The organism is Uliginosibacterium sp. 31-12 (assembly GCF_030548425.1).
Lineage (GTDB): Bacteria > Pseudomonadota > Gammaproteobacteria > Burkholderiales > Rhodocyclaceae > Uliginosibacterium > Uliginosibacterium aquaticum.
Genome location: NZ_JAUOOA010000003.1, coordinates 350,344 through 366,718 on the forward strand (window position 1 = coordinate 350,344; position 16,375 = coordinate 366,718).

A 16,375-nucleotide genomic window follows, 5' to 3' on the forward strand; every position below is an offset into this window, starting at 1 on the left:
GAGCATGTGCAGCCTTCCGCGAGCCCGCCATGCTTCCGCTTGATCCACAGCTGTTTCGCCTGTTTCTGGAGTCCCTGGAAGCCCCGGCGCTGCTCCTTGACGCACGCGGCGAGATCCTTTTCGCCAATCCGGCCTGGAATCTCAGCCCACGCGTCAGCAGCGCACCGGACCAACCCTGGCCGGGGCAGAACTACCTCACGCTGCTGAATGCGGCGGCCGGCGGCGGTGACCGCAGCGCCGGTGCTACCGCTGAAGGTTTACGTCGGCTGGCGGAAGAAGGGGGCGAAGGCTTCAGCCAGGATTACTTCAGCAAGGGCCCGGAAGCGCACGACTACTACCACCTCAAGGCCTGGCGCATCGAGTACGCAGGGCAAGTTGTGCTGGGCGTTCTCCACAGCCCGCAATTGCAGCACGACGCGCTCACCGGCCTGGCCACGCGTCAGCTGTTCGCCCTCAGCCTCAGCGCTGAGCTGGGCCGCGCCCGACGCCAGAAACAGCCCTTGAGCCTGCTCATGCTGAACACCGATCACCTGCGCACGATCAACGAACTTCACGGCACACGCATCGGCGATGAATGTTTGATCGCCATTGCCACCCTCCTGCGCGAACACGCCCGCCGGCCCACCGATCTGGCAGCACGCTACGGCGGCGACGAGTTTGTCGTGCTGCTGGGCGACACGCCCGGCACCGAGGCGCGCCGGATCGCTGAGGCCATGCGCGCCGAAATTGAGGACCTGCACATTGCCGCCGGCCCGCAATATTTACTTAGCGTCAGCATCGGTGTGGCCGATGGGACGCCAGGGCTACGCCACATCAGCGAAGCCATGCTCCTCGAGGCAGCCGAAGTCGCCCTCTACCGGGCTCGCCGGCGCGGCCAGAATCGCGTGGTATGGGCCCAGACCGAGCCGGACCTGCTCAGCGCGCTGCTCAAGGGCCTGTCCTGATTCAGTCAGCTCGCACGTGCCGGTTGCGCAGCCTCTTGCGTGGCACACGCAGCCTCTTGTGCGTTTCCAAGGCTAAATGGTCAGACAACCAATGCCGCGCTGAGCACCGTTAACAGACTGCTTTTCGGATTTTTCTGCAAACAGGAGACGACTGCGGCCTGGCCGGGTCGATACGTTCCACCAGCTCCGGAAACACGCGGTGGTCATCATGCAACGATAGGTGCGGGCACGAAAACCTGCGCTTCCCCAAACTCAGCAGGCTTGAATCACACTTCGACCCGGTTGCGACCTGTCGCCTTGGCCCGGTAGAGCGCCGCATCGGCACGCGCCAGGATGGCCTGCCAGTCGGCATCGGCGGGCGTGCTGCTGGCCACGCCAATGCTGATCGTCACCTCCAGAGCGGCCACCCGGCTGGACGGCCGCGAGCGTGCGCTCAGGGCACGCAGGCGTTCGGCGATCTCGGCCGCCCCCTCCGGCCCGGTATCCGGCAGCAGCACACCAAACTCTTCACCCCCGAGGCGACCGAGCAGATCGCCACGCCGCAGGGCCTGCGCCCACAGTGCTGGCAGCGCTGCCAGCACCTCATCACCCACCGCATGACCATGCCGATCGTTGATCTGCTTGAAATGGTCGATATCCATCATCAGCAGGCTGAGCCGGCCCTTTGCCCGGCTTACCCGCGCAAACTCCCGTCCTGCCTGCAGGAAGAAGGCGCGCCGGTTCATCACCCCGGTCAGTTCATCCTCCATCGCCAGACGCTGGATATGGTGCTGGGCCTTGAAAAGAGAGCGCTGGATGCGGTGCATGAATCCGGCAAAAGCCAGCGCCAGCACGCTCAGGACGCCGGCCACCGTAAACACCAGGCGGCGGGTGGCGAAATAGGGCTCGAGCGCTTCATCGAAGCCACGGGTTGCCACGACAAACAGCGACTTGTCCGGCAAGTGCTCGAAGCTGACGATGCGCCGCACGCCATCGCTGAAGCGGCCATCGGACTCGAAATGCCCCCGCTCCGCCGTATGAAAACGCGGAAAGTTCGGCGAGCCGCTGACATCCTTGCCAAGCATGGCCGGATCCATTGGTGCGCGCGACAGCAGACGACCATCCGCACGCACCAGCAGCAGGCCGCCCCATTCCTTGAGGCGCCATTGCTCATGCGGTTTGATCAGCCGGTCAAGCTCGACCACAGCAACCACCATCTTCAGCCCGGCACGCTCGTTTTCGAGGCGCCAGGAAATCGGGATGCCCCATGTCCCCGTCGTGCGCCTCACCACCGGGCTGCCGATGTACAGGCGGCGCTCGCCATGCCCCAGCTGGGCCTTGAAGTAATCACGGTCGCTGACATTCACCAGCGCGCTTCCTGCGACCTCAGCCCCAGGATGCACCGTGCCATCGCTGCTAAGCAGACGCAGATCGATCAGATCGCCGGAGAGGCGCCGCAGCTCCGCAAGCAGCGCAAGGAAAGTCGGGTCTGTCAGCGGATCGGCACCCGTATGGGCCTGCAGCCAGAGATCCACAACCCGCAGATCGGTTTCAACACTCTTCAACAAAGCCAGAGTGTGCTGGGTCACCACGCTGTTGAGCTGCTCCAGCTCCCGCGTCGAAGACGCCAACAGGCGATCGCGATACATCCCCGAAAACACCAGCACCAGGCCCCACATCACGGCCAACAGGGCGAACATCGACAGCCATAGCCCGCGACGCAGGATGGAGGGGGCGGAATGATGGATCTGGACAGAGTGAGGCATGAGAACCTGAATGCCGTACACGGCGCTATCCCACGCTTAACGTCACGCCAACGCAAATCTTGCGTGCCCACCTGTGCGGGTTTTCCTGCGGCGCCGGGCCGTGAGCCGGGCCATCGCGGCAAACGTCCGTTCAAGAAGCCTCCGCCGGATGCCGTACAGCATTGAATGAGCGCCCCCCAACGCCCCCACAGAGAGAAATCATGTCCATCGCCCGCAAGCTGATCATCCTGGCCCTATGCGCAGCCACTGCCCTGATCCTGGTGGGCGCAGCCGGTCTGTACGCCGCCCGGGAAGGCTCCGCAACGCTCGAAGACATCAACAACCGCGCCATTCCGGGCCTGAACTTGCTTCACAACGTACGCTCGGAGCAGCAGCAGATCGCCATCGGCCTGTTCCGCCACACGCTCAGCACGGATCCCGCCGTCAAGGCGCAGATCGAGCAAGACATGGAAAAACGAGCCGAGCGGGTGAAGCAGGACATGGCCGGCTACGCAGCGCTGATCCAGACCACCGAAGGCAAGGAACGCTTCCGGGTGACCAGCGGACTGGTCAAGGAATATCTGGGACTACTTGCCGAATTCATCACCAAAGCCCGCGCCAGCGGCAGCGCACCCGAGATGTCCGGGCCAATGGGCGCCAAGCGCGCCCAGTTCTCGAAGCTGCTCGATGAACACATCGAGTTCAACATCGACTCGGCCAGCCGGGAGGCCAAAACCGCTGAAGCAGATGCCCGGCGCGACATGCTGATCTCCCTGGCCATCATCCTCCTCGCCCTGGCCGTAATTGGCGGCCTGAGCTTCTCGGTGATTCGCAGCATCAAGCGCTCGCTCGACGACATCCAGCAGGCGATGCAGAAAATTGAAGGGGATCTGGATCTTTCGGTACGCGCTCAGGTGAATGGGCAGGACGAGATCGCCACCGTGTCGAATGCACTCAATCGCCTGCTCACCAAGCTCAATGCCAGCTTTTCTTCGATTGCCGGTCATGCCGACAAAATCAGCACTTCCTCCAGCCAGATGAGCGACACCGCCGGGCAAGTAGCGCACGCCGCAGCCCTGCAGAGCGACTCAGCCTCCGGCATGGCCGTCGGCATCGAGGAGATGACGGTCAGCATCAACCATGTGAGCGACCGCTCCACCGAAGCACGTGATCTGGCCCAGGAATCCGGCAAACTGGCCCACGACGGCATCCGCGTGATCGACGAAACCGTCAGCGACATCAACGCCATCTCGCGTTCGGTGAGTCATGTGTCCTCGCGTATCCGCGAGCTCGAAGCACATGGTGACCAGATCTCCTCGATCGTCTCGGTGATCAAGGAAGTGGCCGACCAGACCAATCTGCTGGCGCTGAACGCCGCCATCGAAGCTGCCCGTGCCGGCGAACAGGGCCGTGGTTTCGCGGTGGTGGCCGACGAAGTGCGCAAGCTCGCCGAACGCACCGCCAGCTCAACCACCGAGATCAGCAACATGGTGAGCGCCATCCGCAACCTCTCCCAAGAGGCTGCCACCAGCATGGAAGAGGCTGTCAGCATGGTCGAAGCGGGTGTGGAGCGCGCCGGCATTGCCAGTCAGGCCATTCACCGCATCAGCGAAGGCAGCCACAACTCGCAGAGCATGGTGGAAGAAATCTCCAGCGCGATCCGCGAACAGAGCACAGCGAGCAACAGCATCGCCGTGCATGTCGAAAAGATCGCCCAGATGGCTGAAGAGAGCAGCGCCGCAGCACGCAGCAGCGCCTCCCTGGCTAATGAGCTGGACCAGTTCGCGCAGGAAATGCAGGGCGTGGTGTCCGCTTACAAGCTCTGAACCGACTAGGAACTGCAGGACAAGGCCGAGCAGCCGGGCTCGTTACGTGCCCAGTCCGGCCGGCGGCCGGCCAGATCGGCAAATTCGGGCTGCTCCGTGCAGGGCTGGCGGATCGCCGTCATGAGCCGCTCCAGCACGCTCAGGTCACCTGCTTCGGCAGCCTTGATGGCGTTCTGGGCCAGCCAGTTGCGCGGGATCAGCCAGGGGTTGGCGGAGTTCATGCGTGCCACCCGCGCGGCAGCCGGCTCCGGCGTAAGCGCAATCCGCGCCTGCCAGGCGCCAAGCCAGTTTGCGAAGGCTTCGCGCGCCTGGGTGGACGGCTCAGCATAGAAAGCCGGAGCCAGAATCTGCAGCGCGGCTTCGCGTTCCGTCTCCACATGAATGCGGGCCAGCGCGCGGTAGAAGATTGTCATGTCTGTATCGACTGTCGCGAAGCAGGCAAACAGCGCGCTGACCAGTTCGAAGTCCGGCTGCGCCGGCCCGTCCTGCGGCAGACCCAGCTTGTCGCGCAGCATCGCCAGATAGTGGCGCTCGAAGGCCTCGCCATAGGCATCGAGGCAACGCTCCAGCGCGCCAATATCGCCCACCAGCGGCAGCAGTGCATTGGCCAGGCAGGAGAGATTCCAGCCGGCCACGCGGGCTTGCTCGGCATACGCATAACGCCCGCCACGATCGGTGGTATTGGGCGTGAAGCCGGGCTCGAAGGCGTCCAGCCAGCCATACGGGCCGTAATCGATGGTGAGGCCCAGCACCGAGAGGTTGTCGGTGTTCATCACGCCGTGCACGAAGCCCACCCGTAGCCAGTGCGCCATCAGCAGCGCGGTGCGCTCGCAGACCTCCCGGAACCAGGCCAGATAGACCTCCTGCGAGGGGCTTCCAAGCTGCGGAAAGTGGGTCGTGATCGTGTAGTCGACCAGTTGGCGCAGCAGGCCGAGGTCTTCGCGCGCAGCTGGCAGCTGATAGTGGCCGAAGCGCAGGAAACTCTCCGCCACCCGGGTCACGATAGCGCCGGGCTCCTCGCGTGCCCGGCCGTCGTAGAACATGTCGCGCACTACCGCCTCTCCCGTGCCAACCAGGCACAGCGCGCGGGTGGTCGGCACGCCCAGATGGTGCATGGCCTCGCTGCACAGATATTCGCGGATCGAGGAGCGCAACACCGCCCGGCCATCGGCATGGCGCGAGTAAGGCGTCAGCCCCGCCCCTTTCAGCTGCACTTCGAGGCGCAGCCCGTCTGCACCGATCACCGTGCCGAGCAGGGTGGCACGGCCATCACCGAGCTGGCCGGCCCAGTTGCCGAACTGGTGGCCACCGTAGCAGGTGGCGTAAGGCTGGCTGCCGGGGAGCAGGCGATTGCCGACGAAGACTTCCGCCGCAGCCTGCGCATCGACGGGCAGCGCACCGAGCCCGAGCAGGGCCGCGCAATCGGCCGACCAGTGCAGGAGACGCGGGGCGGCCACCGGGCTTGGCGCACAGAAGGAATACACCGCGCCCTGGACCGTGCGCGGCTGTGGCAGATCCAGCGGATCGGCCGGCAGGGCGCGCAGGAAACGGGGGTCGAAGCGCAGGGCGGCGAGATCGGCGGGCAAGGGCATGGGAAGCGTGCGGTGAAAGGCTCAGTCTTCAGTCTACGGTTTTGGAGCAAGATTTCAGCCACGTCCGGAGTAAGGTCGGAAGCCTGTTGGCGATGCGCTAAGCTTCAGGTCCGCCCTCCGGGAACTTCAAAAGAGAAAACCATGAGCATTTCGATGTACGTCGCCAGCAGCCCGCGCCTGATTGCCCAATTGAAGGCGCTCGACGCCATCCTCGCCAAGGCCGCAGCCCATGCCGAAGCCAAGAAGATCGATCCGGCCGTGCTGCTGGCCAGTCGCCTGTTCCCGGACATGTTCGCCTTCACGCGCCAGGTGCAGATCGCCTGTGACTTCGCCAAGGGCACGGTTGCCCGCCTGGCCGGCGTCGAAGTGCCGAGCTACGCGGACAACGAGCAGACGCTTGCTGAACTGCACGCGCGCATCGCCAAGACCATTGCCTTCATCGAAACCATCCCGGCTGCGCAGATCGATGGCTCGGAGACGCGTGACATCACCGTGAAGGCCGGCCCGCGCGAGCTGCAGTTCAAGGGTCTGGACTATCTGATCGGCTATGCCCTGCCGAACTTCTACTTCCACGTCACCACGGCCTACAACATCCTGCGCCACAACGGCGTGGAGATCGGCAAGCGCGACTACCTCGGCGCCTGAGCCACCGGCGGCTCCGTGCCGGGCGCATGGCAGGCACAGGCCTCGCCATGCGCGGCGGCCACCAGCTCGTGCAGGATGCCGCAGTCTGCCACCTGATGCGGCTGGGCGCAGCGCCCGCGCAACTCAATCAATTGCCGCTCCAGCGCCTGCATGCTGGCCAGGCGGGCGCGCACCCGCAACAACTGCGCGTCAACCAGCAGGTTGATATCGTCGCAATCGGCCTGTGGCCGCTCCAGGAAATCGAGCAGGCGGCGGATATCCGCGAGGCTCATATCCAGCGCACGGCAATGGCGGATGAAGGCCAGCTGCTCCAGATGCGCAACCGCGTAAGCCCGGTAGCCATTGGCCTGGCGCGCCGGGGGCGGCAGCAGGCCGGTTTTCTCGTAGTAACGGATGGTTTCGACCTCGATCCCGGTGGCCCGGGCCAGCTCGCCGATGCGCCAGATGGTGTTCATGTTTCGCTCCTTGCAGGCGGTGATACTAAAGGCTTGACCCTGAAGTGACTACAGGGTGTTGAATCCAGTCATTCCTCAACCTCCCTGCAAGGAAATCCTCATGGCCTGCTGTTCCTGTGAAACCAGTTGCTCCACCAGCACCGCCCCGAGCCCGCGCTTTCGCCGTGCGCTGTGGATCGCGCTGTGGGTGAATGCGCTGATGTTCGGCGTCGAGATCATTGGCGGTCTGAGCTCCGGCTCGGTGTCCCTGTGGGCCGATGCGGTCGACTTCGCGGGTGATGCGGCGAACTACGCACTGTCGCTGGCGGTGCTGTCACTGGGCCTCGTCTGGCGCGCCCGCGCAGCCTGGCTCAAGGGCGCGACAATGGCGGCCTTCGGCGTCTTCGTGCTGCTCCGCGCGGGCTGGTCCGCCTGGCAGGGCATTCCGCCAGAACCACTGACCATGGGCATGATCGGCCTCATCGCGCTGGCCGCTAACGCCGGCGTGGCCCTGCTGCTCTACGCCTTTCGCGAAGGGGATGCCAACATGCGTTCGGTGTGGCTGTGCAGCCGCAACGATGCCATCGGCAACCTCGCCGTGATGCTCGCTGCGGCCGGCGTGTTCGGCACCGGCAGTGCCTGGCCGGATCTGGCCGTGGCCCTGGTGATGGCCGGGCTGGCGCTGTCCGGTGGGTTCTCGGTACTACGCCAGGCACGTCAGGAACTGGCCAGCGCCTGATCCCGACTTGACCCGCCCGGCATGTTCCTGCAAGGTGCGCCCCACATCTGAATGCAGGAGCTGACATGCTGTTGAGCAATCTGGAAATCGTGCCGGGCCGGCGCATCAAGGAACACTTGGGCATCGTCGAAGGCAGCACGGTGCGCAGCAAACATGCCGGGCGCGACATCATGGCCGGGCTCAAGAACATCGTTGGCGGCGAACTCAAGGCCTATACCGACCTGCTGGTCGAGGCGCGCCAGCAGGCCACTGACCGCATGGTGGCGCAGGCCGAGGAGATGGGCGCCAACGCGGTGCTCAACATCCGCTACACCACAACCTCCGTGACCACCGGCGCCGCCGAGATCCTCGCCTACGGCACCGCCGTCATCCTCGAGTAAGCCCACGTCATGGAACTGCTGATCAAGCTCGGGGTTTTCCTCGTGCTGGTGACCATCGGCTACTGGCGCGGCCGCCGCAACGAGCGCGCCCATCTGCGCAGCCTCGCCGCCGAGGAAGACGCGGTGGCCGATGTGCTGGTCTTCGCCACGCGCTATCCGCCGCCCTCCGCCCAAGTGCTCGATCCGCTGCTGGTCACCGGCAGTGCAGTGATCGCGTCGGACTATTTCCGCTTCTTCGTGGCCGGCCTGCGCAAGATCGTCGGCGGCAACTACCGCGCCTACGAACAGCTGCTGGAACGCGGTCGTCGCCAGGCCATGGTCCGTCTGAAGCAGGCGGCCAAGGCGCGCGGGGCTAAGCACGTATTCAACGTGCGTATCACCACCAGCCGCATCTCCAACAGCCGGGGTGGCGAAGCCACCCAGGTGGAAGTGCTGGCGGTCGGCACCGCCTTCGTCCTCGCGACAGGCTCGGTCGCCGAGAGCCGCGCCCACTATCGGACAGGACCGGCGCTGGCGTCGCCGGAGAACTTCAGCCTGTTCAAACACCGCTTCACGCGTGCCTGGCTGCTCGCGCTGGTAGCAGCGGTGATCTATGCCTTTGTCGAACTCATCGGCGACGCACGCTTCACGCATCAGTGGCGCTATGCCCATGGTGCGCCGACGGCGCTGTTCTTCATGCTGGCCTGCATTGTTGGCCTCGCCCTGCTGCTGTGGGCCCGCCGCGCGAAGACACCGTGGTCCAGTGCCATCGTGCTATCCCTGCTGACGATTCCCGCCCTGCAGGCCACGCTCTATTTCGGCGTGCTGCGCCTCAACAGCCTGCTCAGCCACGGCCCGCAGCAGGTAGCGTACAAGGTCGCCAGCGAAGGCCTGCTGCAGCCGGTGACAGCAGACCTGCCGGAGCTTTACTTCTACGACTACGCCGATTACTGGGCGGCCCAGCCTGAAGGCAGCCCGGTACACCTCACCGTGCTGCGCGGCGCACTGGGCGTGCTGCAGTACGACCTGCGACCGCTCGGGCCGCAGTACGAGGCCTGGTACTCGGCACAGCACTGAAAAAACAAGCTCACGGTTCGGCTCGCCCCAAGGCCAGTGCTCCGCTCAGCGGCGTGAGCCGTGCCGCATCCTGCCCAGCGGCGCGCGCATGCTCCGCCCGCTCGGCCGGCAGCGGGTGGCTCTGCAGCCAAGCCGGTGCGCGCACGCCGCGCTCAGCCTGAAGGGCCGTAAAGGTTTCGAAGAGCTTCACGAGGCCCTGATTGCCACCGTGCAAGCGCTGGCTGGCGAGCTGCGCCGTGGCATCCGCCTCGCGCTCAGCCTCACGGCTATAGGCCAGCATCTGCAACTGCTGCACATCGCCGATCAGCCACTGATTGAGCGCCGGGCTGCGCACGCCGATCAGGCCCAGTACGCTGGCCGTCATCACCCCGCGACTGAGTTGGCGCACCATGTGACGATTCGCCACATGGCCGATTTCGTGAGCCAGCACGGCATCGAGTTCCTCCTCGTAGCGCAGCTTTTCGAGCAGGCCGCGAAACACGAACACATGTCCGCCCAGGGTAGCAAAAGCATTCACCGTATCCCCCGCCACGTAATGCAGCTGGATCGGCATCTGGGACGGCAGCTGCAGGCTGGCTGTTATCCGCCCGGCATGTTGCTGCAGGGCTTGCTGGATCGCCGCATCCTGTGGCCCCGGGGCGCCGCCGCCCAGAGTGGGCGCCAGGCGATCCAGTTTGAGGCTCTCGGCGAGCTGCACTTCGGCCGCAAAGGGTAAGTGCGGCGCCAGCCACACGGCCAGCCGATCTGCCGCGAAGAGACAGGCCACGAGGATCAGACTCACGCTCAGGAGCAGGCGCAGCAGCTCACCGTGCTCACCACGGGCGGCATCTTGAGGATCGGGTCGGCGGGTAGCGGCATTGCGATAGCGCATGGTGGTCCTAGCGAAACAGGGTGCTGGCATACTAGCGCGGAACGCCGGAGCATTCCGCTGCCGGCTCCAGCGCTCCGTCCCCTCCTCATGCATCCGCAGCCCAAGAATCCTCTCCACGGCCTCACGCTCGAATTCATCCTGACTCGCCTGGTCGAGCACTACGGTTGGGAAGAACTCGGCCGGCGCATCGAAGTGCGCTGCTTCATTCTCGATCCAAGCATCAAGTCCAGCCTGAAATTCCTGCGCCAGACCCCCTGGGCCCGCACTCAGGTCGAAAACCTGTATCTGGATACTTTCGCTTGAATCTGCCCGCCAGCATCCCTTTCTTCACCGCCCTGCGCTTCTGGCTCAAGCTGGGTTTCATCAGCTTCGGCGGGCCGGCCGGGCAGATTGCGATCATGCACAGCGAACTGGTGGAAAAGCGACGCTGGATTTCGGAGAAGCGTTTCCTGCATGCGCTCAATTACTGCATGCTGCTGCCGGGGCCGGAAGCCCAGCAGCTCGCCACCTATCTGGGCTGGCTGATGCACCGCAGCTGGGGTGGCATCGCGGCAGGGGCGCTGTTCGTGTTGCCATCGCTGCTGATCCTGATTCTGTTGTCATGGCTTTACATGGCTTACGGCCAGCAGCCGCTGATGGCGGGCTTGTTCTACGGCATCAAGCCAGCGGTGTGCGCCATCGTGCTGCAGGCGGCCTGGCGTATCGGCGGGCGCACCCTGCACAACCGCTGGCTGTGGGGCATTGCGGCGCTGGCTTTCATCGCGATATTTGTAGTGCATGTCCCCTTCCCGGCCATCGTGGTGGGCGCGGCAGCGCTGGGCTGGCTTGGCGGGCGCCTGCAGCCCGCAGCTTTCAGCACCGGTGGCGGTCATGCTGGCGCGGCAAAATCTTACGGCCCAGCCTTGATCGACGATGACACGCCCACACCGGAGCATGCGCGTTTCCGGTGGCCCCGCCTGATCCTGATCTGCGGCCTGGGCGCCGTGCTGTGGCTGCTACCGATGGGCTTGCTGGTGACTTTCGCTGGCTGGACGCACTTCTTCAGCCAGACCGGCTGGTTCTTCACCAAGGCGGCGCTGCTGACTTTCGGCGGTGCCTACGCGGTGCTGCCCTATGTGTATCAGGGCGCGGTGCTGCACTACGGCTGGCTCAGCCCCAGCCAGATGATCGACGGGCTGGCGCTCGGCGAGACCACACCGGGTCCGCTGATCATGGTGGTGGCCTTCGTCGGCTTCGTCGGCGGCTGGAACGAGGGCACGCAGATGGCCTCAGGTGCCTTCCTGTCCGGCCCAGCCATCGTGTTCACGGCGCTGGCCGGCGCCTGTCTGGCCACCTGGTTCACCTTCCTGCCGTCCTTCCTGTTCATCTTCGCCGGCGCTCCGCTGGTGGAATCGACCCGCGATGCTCTTCACTTCACCGCTCCGCTCACTGCGATCACAGCGGCCGTGGTGGGGGTCATCGTGAATCTGGCGCTGTTCTTCGCGTACCACGTGCTGTGGCCGCAGGGCTTTGGTGTGGGCTTCGAGTGGCCAGCTGCATTGATTGCGCTGGCGGCTGCAGTGGCCTTGCTGCGTTACAAGGCGAATGTCATGGGCGTGATCGGTCTTTGCGCCCTGGCCGGCCTGCTCGTGAAAGGCCTCCTCTGATGCGCCGGATGCTGGCTCTGATCCTGTGGCGCCTGCTGGCGGGTAGCGCGCTGCTGCTGGGCTTCATCGGCATCTTCGTGCCGGGCCTGCCCACCGTGCCCTTCCTGCTGCTGGCGGCCTGGGCTGCCGGGCACGGCTGGCCGGCGCTCGAAGCCTGGCTGCTGAATCACCCGCGCTGGGGCGCCAGCATCCGCGCCTGGCGTGAACACGGTGCCATGTCTCGCCGCGCAAAATGGGCCGCCTCGATCATGATGACGGCCAGCGCCGGGCTGATGTATTTCTCCGGCGCCCCGCGCCTGATCACCCTCGGCGTGGCACTAGTGATGCTGACGGTGGCCATCTGGCTGTGGCGGCGGCCGGAGCGCTGAAAACGATCTACCGGCATGCGGTATGCTTGATCCAGACTGGAATATCACGGAGAAAAACACCATGCCCCATCGCCCGCCCTTCATTGCCCCGCTGCGCTTCACCGATGCCGATGCCGCGCTGGCCCAGGTTCAGCTGATCTACAACGCCAGCATCAACCACCTGCGCGAAGCCCTCCAGCAATACGTAGCCGGCACCGTGCCGGAAGCCGAAGAGGAACGCGCCCGCGCCTGCTATCCCTTCGTGCGTATCCACACCAGTACCGTTGCCAAGGCGCGTACCGCTGACAAGCGTCTGTCATACGGATTCGTCGCCGGCCCCGGCCACTACGAAACCACCCTGACCCGACCGGACCTCTTCGCCGGCTATTTCCTCGACCAATTCCGTTTGCTACTGCAGAACCACGATGTGGAGCTGGAAGTAGGCATCAGCTCGCAACCCATCCCGGTGCATTTCTCCTTCGGAGACTATGACCACATCGAAGGCAGCATGAGTGCCGAACGGCGCATGCTGATGCGCGATCTCTTCGATCTGCCGGATCTCTCGGTGATGGACGACGGCATTGCCAACGGCACCCATGCCACCGCGCCCGGTGAAGCCCATCCGCTCGCCCTGTTCACCGCCCCGCGCGTGGATTACTCCTTGCAGCGCCTGCGCCATTACACCGGCACCTCGCCGGAGCATTTCCAGAACTTCGTGCTGTTCACCAACTACCAGTTCTACATCGACGAATTCGTGCGCATGGGGCTGGAGGCGATGAATGACCCGGCCAGCCCCTACCTCGCTTTCGTCCAGCCCGGCAACGTCATCACGCGCCGCGTCGGCGAGCCGGCGGGCGAGCTGGATGCGCTCGGCAAACAGCCGCCGCGCCTGCCGCAGATGCCGGCCTACCACCTGGTGCGTGCCGATGGCAGCGGCATCACCATGGTCAACATCGGCGTTGGCCCGGCTAATGCCAAGACCATCACCGACCACGTCGCCGTGCTGCGCCCGCACGCCTGGCTCATGCTCGGCCACTGCGCCGGCCTGCGCACCACCCAGGCGCTGGGCGACTATGTGCTGGCTCATGCCTATGTGCGTGAGGACCATGTGCTCGACGAAGACCTGCCGATCTGGGTGCCGATCCCCGCGCTGGCCGAAATCCAGCTCGCCCTCGAATCCGCCGTGGCCGACGTCACCGGCCTGCAGGGCCCGGCGCTGAAGAGCATCCTGCGCACCGGCACGGTGGCCACCACCGACAACCGCAACTGGGAGCTGCTGCCGGACAACACCCCGCAGCGCCGCTTCTCGCAGAGCCGTGCGGTGGCGCTGGACATGGAGAGCGCCACGATTGCCGCCAACGGCTTCCGCTTCCGCGTGCCCTACGGCACCCTGCTTTGCGTGAGCGACAAGCCCCTGCATGGCGAGATCAAGCTGCCCGGAATGGCCAACAATTTCTACCGCGAGCGCGTCGACCAGCATCTGCGCATCGGCATCCGGGCGCTGGAGATCCTGCGCGAGCGCGGGCCGGATGCGCTGCACAGCCGCAAGCTGCGGAGCTTCGCCGAAGTCGCCTTTCAGTAAGGCTGCATGCCTGGCGGCTGGACTTGATCTGAGACCAGCCGCAAATACCCGCTCCTTGCTAGGCTGTCGGAAACTCCAGAGAGGATTCACCGATGGACATCCAGCAGGTCCTGCAGCAGCTCGACAGCCTTTTCCAGCGCGGCGCCTACGATCAGGTCGAAGCCTTCATGCTCGACCACATCGCCCGCGCCGAGGCCGAGGGCGACAAGGGCGCGGTGCTCTCGCTGCTCAATGAGCTGATGGGCTACTACCGCAGCACCAGCCGCTTCAAGGATTCGCTCGCTGCGGCCAGCAAGGCGCTAGGCCTGCTCGAAGAACTGGGCCTCAAGAACAGCCTGCACTACGCCACCACCCTGCTCAACGTGGCCACCGCCTGGCGCGCAGACGGCCAGTTCCAGCGCGCCATCGAGCTCTTCGAGGAAGTGGGGCGCATGTTCCTCGCGCTGGGCGTGCAGGATGCCTTCCTCGTCGCCACGCTCTACAACAACCTCGCCCTGGCCTGGCAGGAAGCCGGTGATCACGCCCGCGCGATCCAGTTCCTCGAAGCCGCGCTGCCGATCAGCCGCAGCAACCCGGGCGCCGAACACGATGTGGCGGTGAGCCTCACCAACCTCGCGCAGTCGCGCGTGCGCTTGGGCCAGCTCGCCGAAGCGCGTGCTGCGCTGGAGGAGGCCGACCGGCTGTTCGCCGCACTGCCGCGCCCGAGCGGCCATCACGCTGCGGCTATCGCCGCGCTGGGCGAGGTGTGCTTCAAGGAGGGGAACGCGAGCGAAGCCGCCGCGCTGTACGAACGTGCCCTGCGCGAGATCGAGGCGCGCTTCGGCAAGAACCAGCCTTATGCCGACATGCTGGAGAGCCTCGCGCTGGTGCTCGAAGCCTCCGATCCGGCGCGCAGTGCAGCCTGCAAGCGTGAGGCACAGCAGGTAGCCGCCGCGCTGCGCCCGCAACTCAAGGGTCTGGAGCTTGCGCGCCAGTACTACGAAGCCATGCGCGGCAGCCTGCTGGCCGACTACGCGCCGATTGCACACCGCATCGCCGTGGGTCTGGTGGGCCACGGCTCGGAGTGCTTCGGCTTCGATGACGAGCAGTCCCGCGATCACGATTTCGGCCCCGGCTTCTGCATCTGGCTCACGGATGAGGATTACGCCGCAGTCGGCCGCCAGATGCAGGCCGACTATGAGCGCCTGCCGCCCGAGTTCGCCGGCTTCCCGGCGCGCCGGCCCGGGCGTCGCAGCGGCCAGCGCGTGGGCGTATTCAGCATCTCGGGCTTCTATCGTGAATTTCTCGGTGCGGCCGAGCTGCCGCAGTCCGAGGCGGACTGGCTGCAAATTCCGGAGCCGCTGCTGGCCTGCGCCACCAATGGCGAAGTCTTCTCCGACCCGGCCGGTGAGTTCAGCCGCATTCGCGCTGCGCTGGCTGCCTACTACCCGGATGGCATCCTGCGGCGCAAGCTCGCGCAGGCCGTGGCGAAGATGGCGCAGAGCGGGCAGTACAACCTGCCGCGTGCGCTCACGCGCGGCGAGCCGGCCGCTGCACTGATGGCGCAGGCCGAGTTCATCCGCCAGGCCTGCGCGGCGATTCATGTGCTCAACCGGCGCTATACCCCGGCCGACAAGTGGCTGGTGCGCAGCGTCGGCAGCCTGCCCAAGCTTGCCGCGCTGCACGGTCGACTCACACAACTGGCGCAGACCCTGGCCGCCGAGGCCACGCCGCTGGTCGAAGAAATCTGCGCCGCTGTGCTGCAGGAAGTGATCGCGCAGGGCTTCAGCCAGCCGGGCGAGGCCTATCTCGAAGCGCATGTCGACAGCATTCTCGCCAACCCGTAGGTGCGGCTTTAGCCGCACACCACGCGTGGCGGCGGACTGAAGTCCGCCCTACGCAAGCTTCGCCATCCATGCGTGCGGCTGAAGCCGCACCTACGGAACACACACAGGAAACCCCATGAGCCTCATCGACGACATCGTGCAACTCGAATGGCAGGCCTTCGACAAGGTGCAGAACGAAGGCGGCCGCGCCAGCTGTCAGGACAATTTCGAGACCTTCGAAATCATGCGCAAGAGCCAGTTTCTGGCCTGGGATTCCGCCACGCTGGCCAGCTACTACGCCGATCTCAAGCGCGCCGCGCAGCTGGGCCGCAATCTCGTGCAGGAGAAATACGCCCGCATGATGGCCTCCACCGCGCCGGCCGAATACGCCGCCTTCGCCCATCTGCTGCCGCCGCTGAGTGCCTGGCAGCAGCGCACCATCGAGCGCATCATCGAGATCCAGCTGGAGTGGCGCGAAGCCTTCGCGCGCGACTGGCCGCGCATGTCGGATCAGGCTCGCCTGATCCGCACCGAGGAGGACGGCCCGCAGGGCACCTCCTTCGAAACCTATCTGCGCGGCGAGCTTGGCAGCTATTCCGAAGACACCCTGCGCGCCTACCTGCGCATGGTGGAGGAATATCAGGAGGAGGGGCGCAACCTCACCACCGTGACCATGGAGCACACCGCGAAACTCTATGGCTACGCCAGCCTCGCGGCGGCTGAGCAGAAGCTGGCTTAACACCCCGATGATATGCTGATCGGATCACACGACACTTAAACAGGG

Annotated in this window: 16 protein-coding genes; 12 read left to right on the forward strand and 4 right to left on the reverse strand. The window is 65.3% G+C overall.

Annotated elements, in window-relative coordinates:
* The first annotated feature begins 29 nt into the window (after positions 1-29).
* Positions 30-944 carry a diguanylate cyclase gene (locus Q3Y64_RS08765; RefSeq protein ID WP_303561047.1) on the forward strand — a complete coding sequence of 305 codons (915 nt, stop codon included), beginning with the start codon at positions 30-32 and terminating at the stop codon, positions 942-944.
* A 266-nt stretch (positions 945-1,210) separates the two neighbouring features.
* Here Q3Y64_RS08765 and Q3Y64_RS08770 read toward each other — a convergent pair whose 3' ends face one another.
* A complete protein-coding gene (locus tag Q3Y64_RS08770) occupies positions 1,211-2,689 on the reverse strand; it encodes a diguanylate cyclase (protein WP_303561049.1) in 1,479 nt (492 codons plus the stop codon).
* A 200-nt stretch (positions 2,690-2,889) separates the two neighbouring features.
* On the opposite strand from Q3Y64_RS08770, the gene Q3Y64_RS08775 reads away from it, so the two are divergent.
* Positions 2,890-4,494 (forward strand): methyl-accepting chemotaxis protein, encoded by a 1,605-nt coding sequence (locus Q3Y64_RS08775; protein ID WP_303561050.1) that lies wholly within the window; start codon positions 2,890-2,892, stop codon positions 4,492-4,494.
* Positions 4,495-4,499: 5 nt separating this feature from the next.
* On the opposite strand, the gene Q3Y64_RS08780 is transcribed toward Q3Y64_RS08775, so the two are convergent.
* Positions 4,500-6,086, reverse strand: coding sequence for a YdiU family protein (locus Q3Y64_RS08780; protein WP_303561052.1), 1,587 nt, complete (start codon positions 6,084-6,086; stop codon positions 4,500-4,502).
* A gap of 141 nt (positions 6,087-6,227) precedes the next feature.
* Here Q3Y64_RS08780 and Q3Y64_RS08785 point away from each other — a divergent pair, with 141 nt between their 5' ends.
* Positions 6,228-6,731 (forward strand): DUF1993 family protein, encoded by a 504-nt coding sequence (locus tag Q3Y64_RS08785; protein WP_101942197.1) that lies wholly within the window; start codon positions 6,228-6,230, stop codon positions 6,729-6,731.
* Here Q3Y64_RS08785 and cadR read toward each other — a convergent pair.
* Positions 6,716-7,186, reverse strand: coding sequence for a Cd(II)/Pb(II)-responsive transcriptional regulator (gene cadR, locus Q3Y64_RS08790; protein ID WP_303561055.1), 471 nt, complete (start codon positions 7,184-7,186; stop codon positions 6,716-6,718). The genes Q3Y64_RS08785 and cadR overlap by 16 nt on opposite strands.
* Before the next feature lie 100 nt (positions 7,187-7,286).
* On the opposite strand from cadR, the gene Q3Y64_RS08795 reads away from it, so the two are divergent.
* The 3 genes from Q3Y64_RS08795 to Q3Y64_RS08805 all read left to right on the forward strand — a co-directional run bounded on the left by Q3Y64_RS08795 (position 7,287) and on the right by Q3Y64_RS08805 (position 9,340).
* Positions 7,287-7,904 carry a cation transporter gene (locus tag Q3Y64_RS08795; RefSeq protein ID WP_303561058.1) on the forward strand — a complete coding sequence of 206 codons (618 nt, stop codon included), beginning with the start codon at positions 7,287-7,289 and terminating at the stop codon, positions 7,902-7,904.
* A 65-nt stretch (positions 7,905-7,969) separates the two neighbouring features.
* The gene (locus Q3Y64_RS08800; protein ID WP_101942200.1) at positions 7,970-8,284 is read left to right on the forward strand and encodes a YbjQ family protein; all 315 of its coding nucleotides are present in this window, start codon (positions 7,970-7,972) and stop codon (positions 8,282-8,284) included.
* 9 nt (positions 8,285-8,293) lie between these two features.
* Complete coding sequence (locus Q3Y64_RS08805; RefSeq protein ID WP_101942201.1) at positions 8,294-9,340, forward strand: YbjQ family protein; 1,047 nt, start codon at positions 8,294-8,296, stop codon at positions 9,338-9,340.
* A gap of 10 nt (positions 9,341-9,350) precedes the next feature.
* On the opposite strand, the gene Q3Y64_RS08810 is transcribed toward Q3Y64_RS08805, so the two are convergent.
* The gene (locus tag Q3Y64_RS08810; protein WP_303561062.1) at positions 9,351-10,211 is read right to left on the reverse strand and encodes a M48 family metallopeptidase; all 861 of its coding nucleotides are present in this window, start codon (positions 10,209-10,211) and stop codon (positions 9,351-9,353) included.
* Positions 10,212-10,298: 87 nt separating this feature from the next.
* Here Q3Y64_RS08810 and Q3Y64_RS08815 point away from each other — a divergent pair, with 87 nt between their 5' ends.
* The 6 genes from Q3Y64_RS08815 to Q3Y64_RS08840 all read left to right on the forward strand — a co-directional run bounded on the left by Q3Y64_RS08815 (position 10,299) and on the right by Q3Y64_RS08840 (position 16,330).
* Positions 10,299-10,514 (forward strand): VF530 family DNA-binding protein, encoded by a 216-nt coding sequence (locus Q3Y64_RS08815; RefSeq protein WP_101942203.1) that lies wholly within the window; start codon positions 10,299-10,301, stop codon positions 10,512-10,514.
* A complete protein-coding gene (gene chrA, locus Q3Y64_RS08820) occupies positions 10,511-11,857 on the forward strand; it encodes a chromate efflux transporter (RefSeq protein WP_303561066.1) in 1,347 nt (448 codons plus the stop codon). Before Q3Y64_RS08815 ends, chrA begins: the two co-directional genes overlap by 4 nt.
* 8 nt (positions 11,858-11,865) lie before the next feature.
* Positions 11,866-12,225 (forward strand): YbaN family protein, encoded by a 360-nt coding sequence (locus Q3Y64_RS08825; RefSeq protein WP_303561068.1) that lies wholly within the window; start codon positions 11,866-11,868, stop codon positions 12,223-12,225.
* 61 nt (positions 12,226-12,286) lie between these two features.
* On the forward strand, positions 12,287-13,786 hold the full coding sequence (locus Q3Y64_RS08830) for an AMP nucleosidase (RefSeq protein ID WP_101942251.1): 1,500 nt from the start codon (positions 12,287-12,289) through the stop codon (positions 13,784-13,786).
* A gap of 92 nt (positions 13,787-13,878) precedes the next feature.
* Entirely contained in the window at positions 13,879-15,612 is a 1,734-nt protein-coding gene (locus Q3Y64_RS08835; RefSeq protein WP_303561070.1) for a DUF4037 domain-containing protein, read from the forward strand.
* A gap of 115 nt (positions 15,613-15,727) precedes the next feature.
* Positions 15,728-16,330 (forward strand): DUF4125 family protein, encoded by a 603-nt coding sequence (locus Q3Y64_RS08840; protein ID WP_303561072.1) that lies wholly within the window; start codon positions 15,728-15,730, stop codon positions 16,328-16,330.
* Positions 16,331-16,375: the final 45 nt, after the last annotated feature.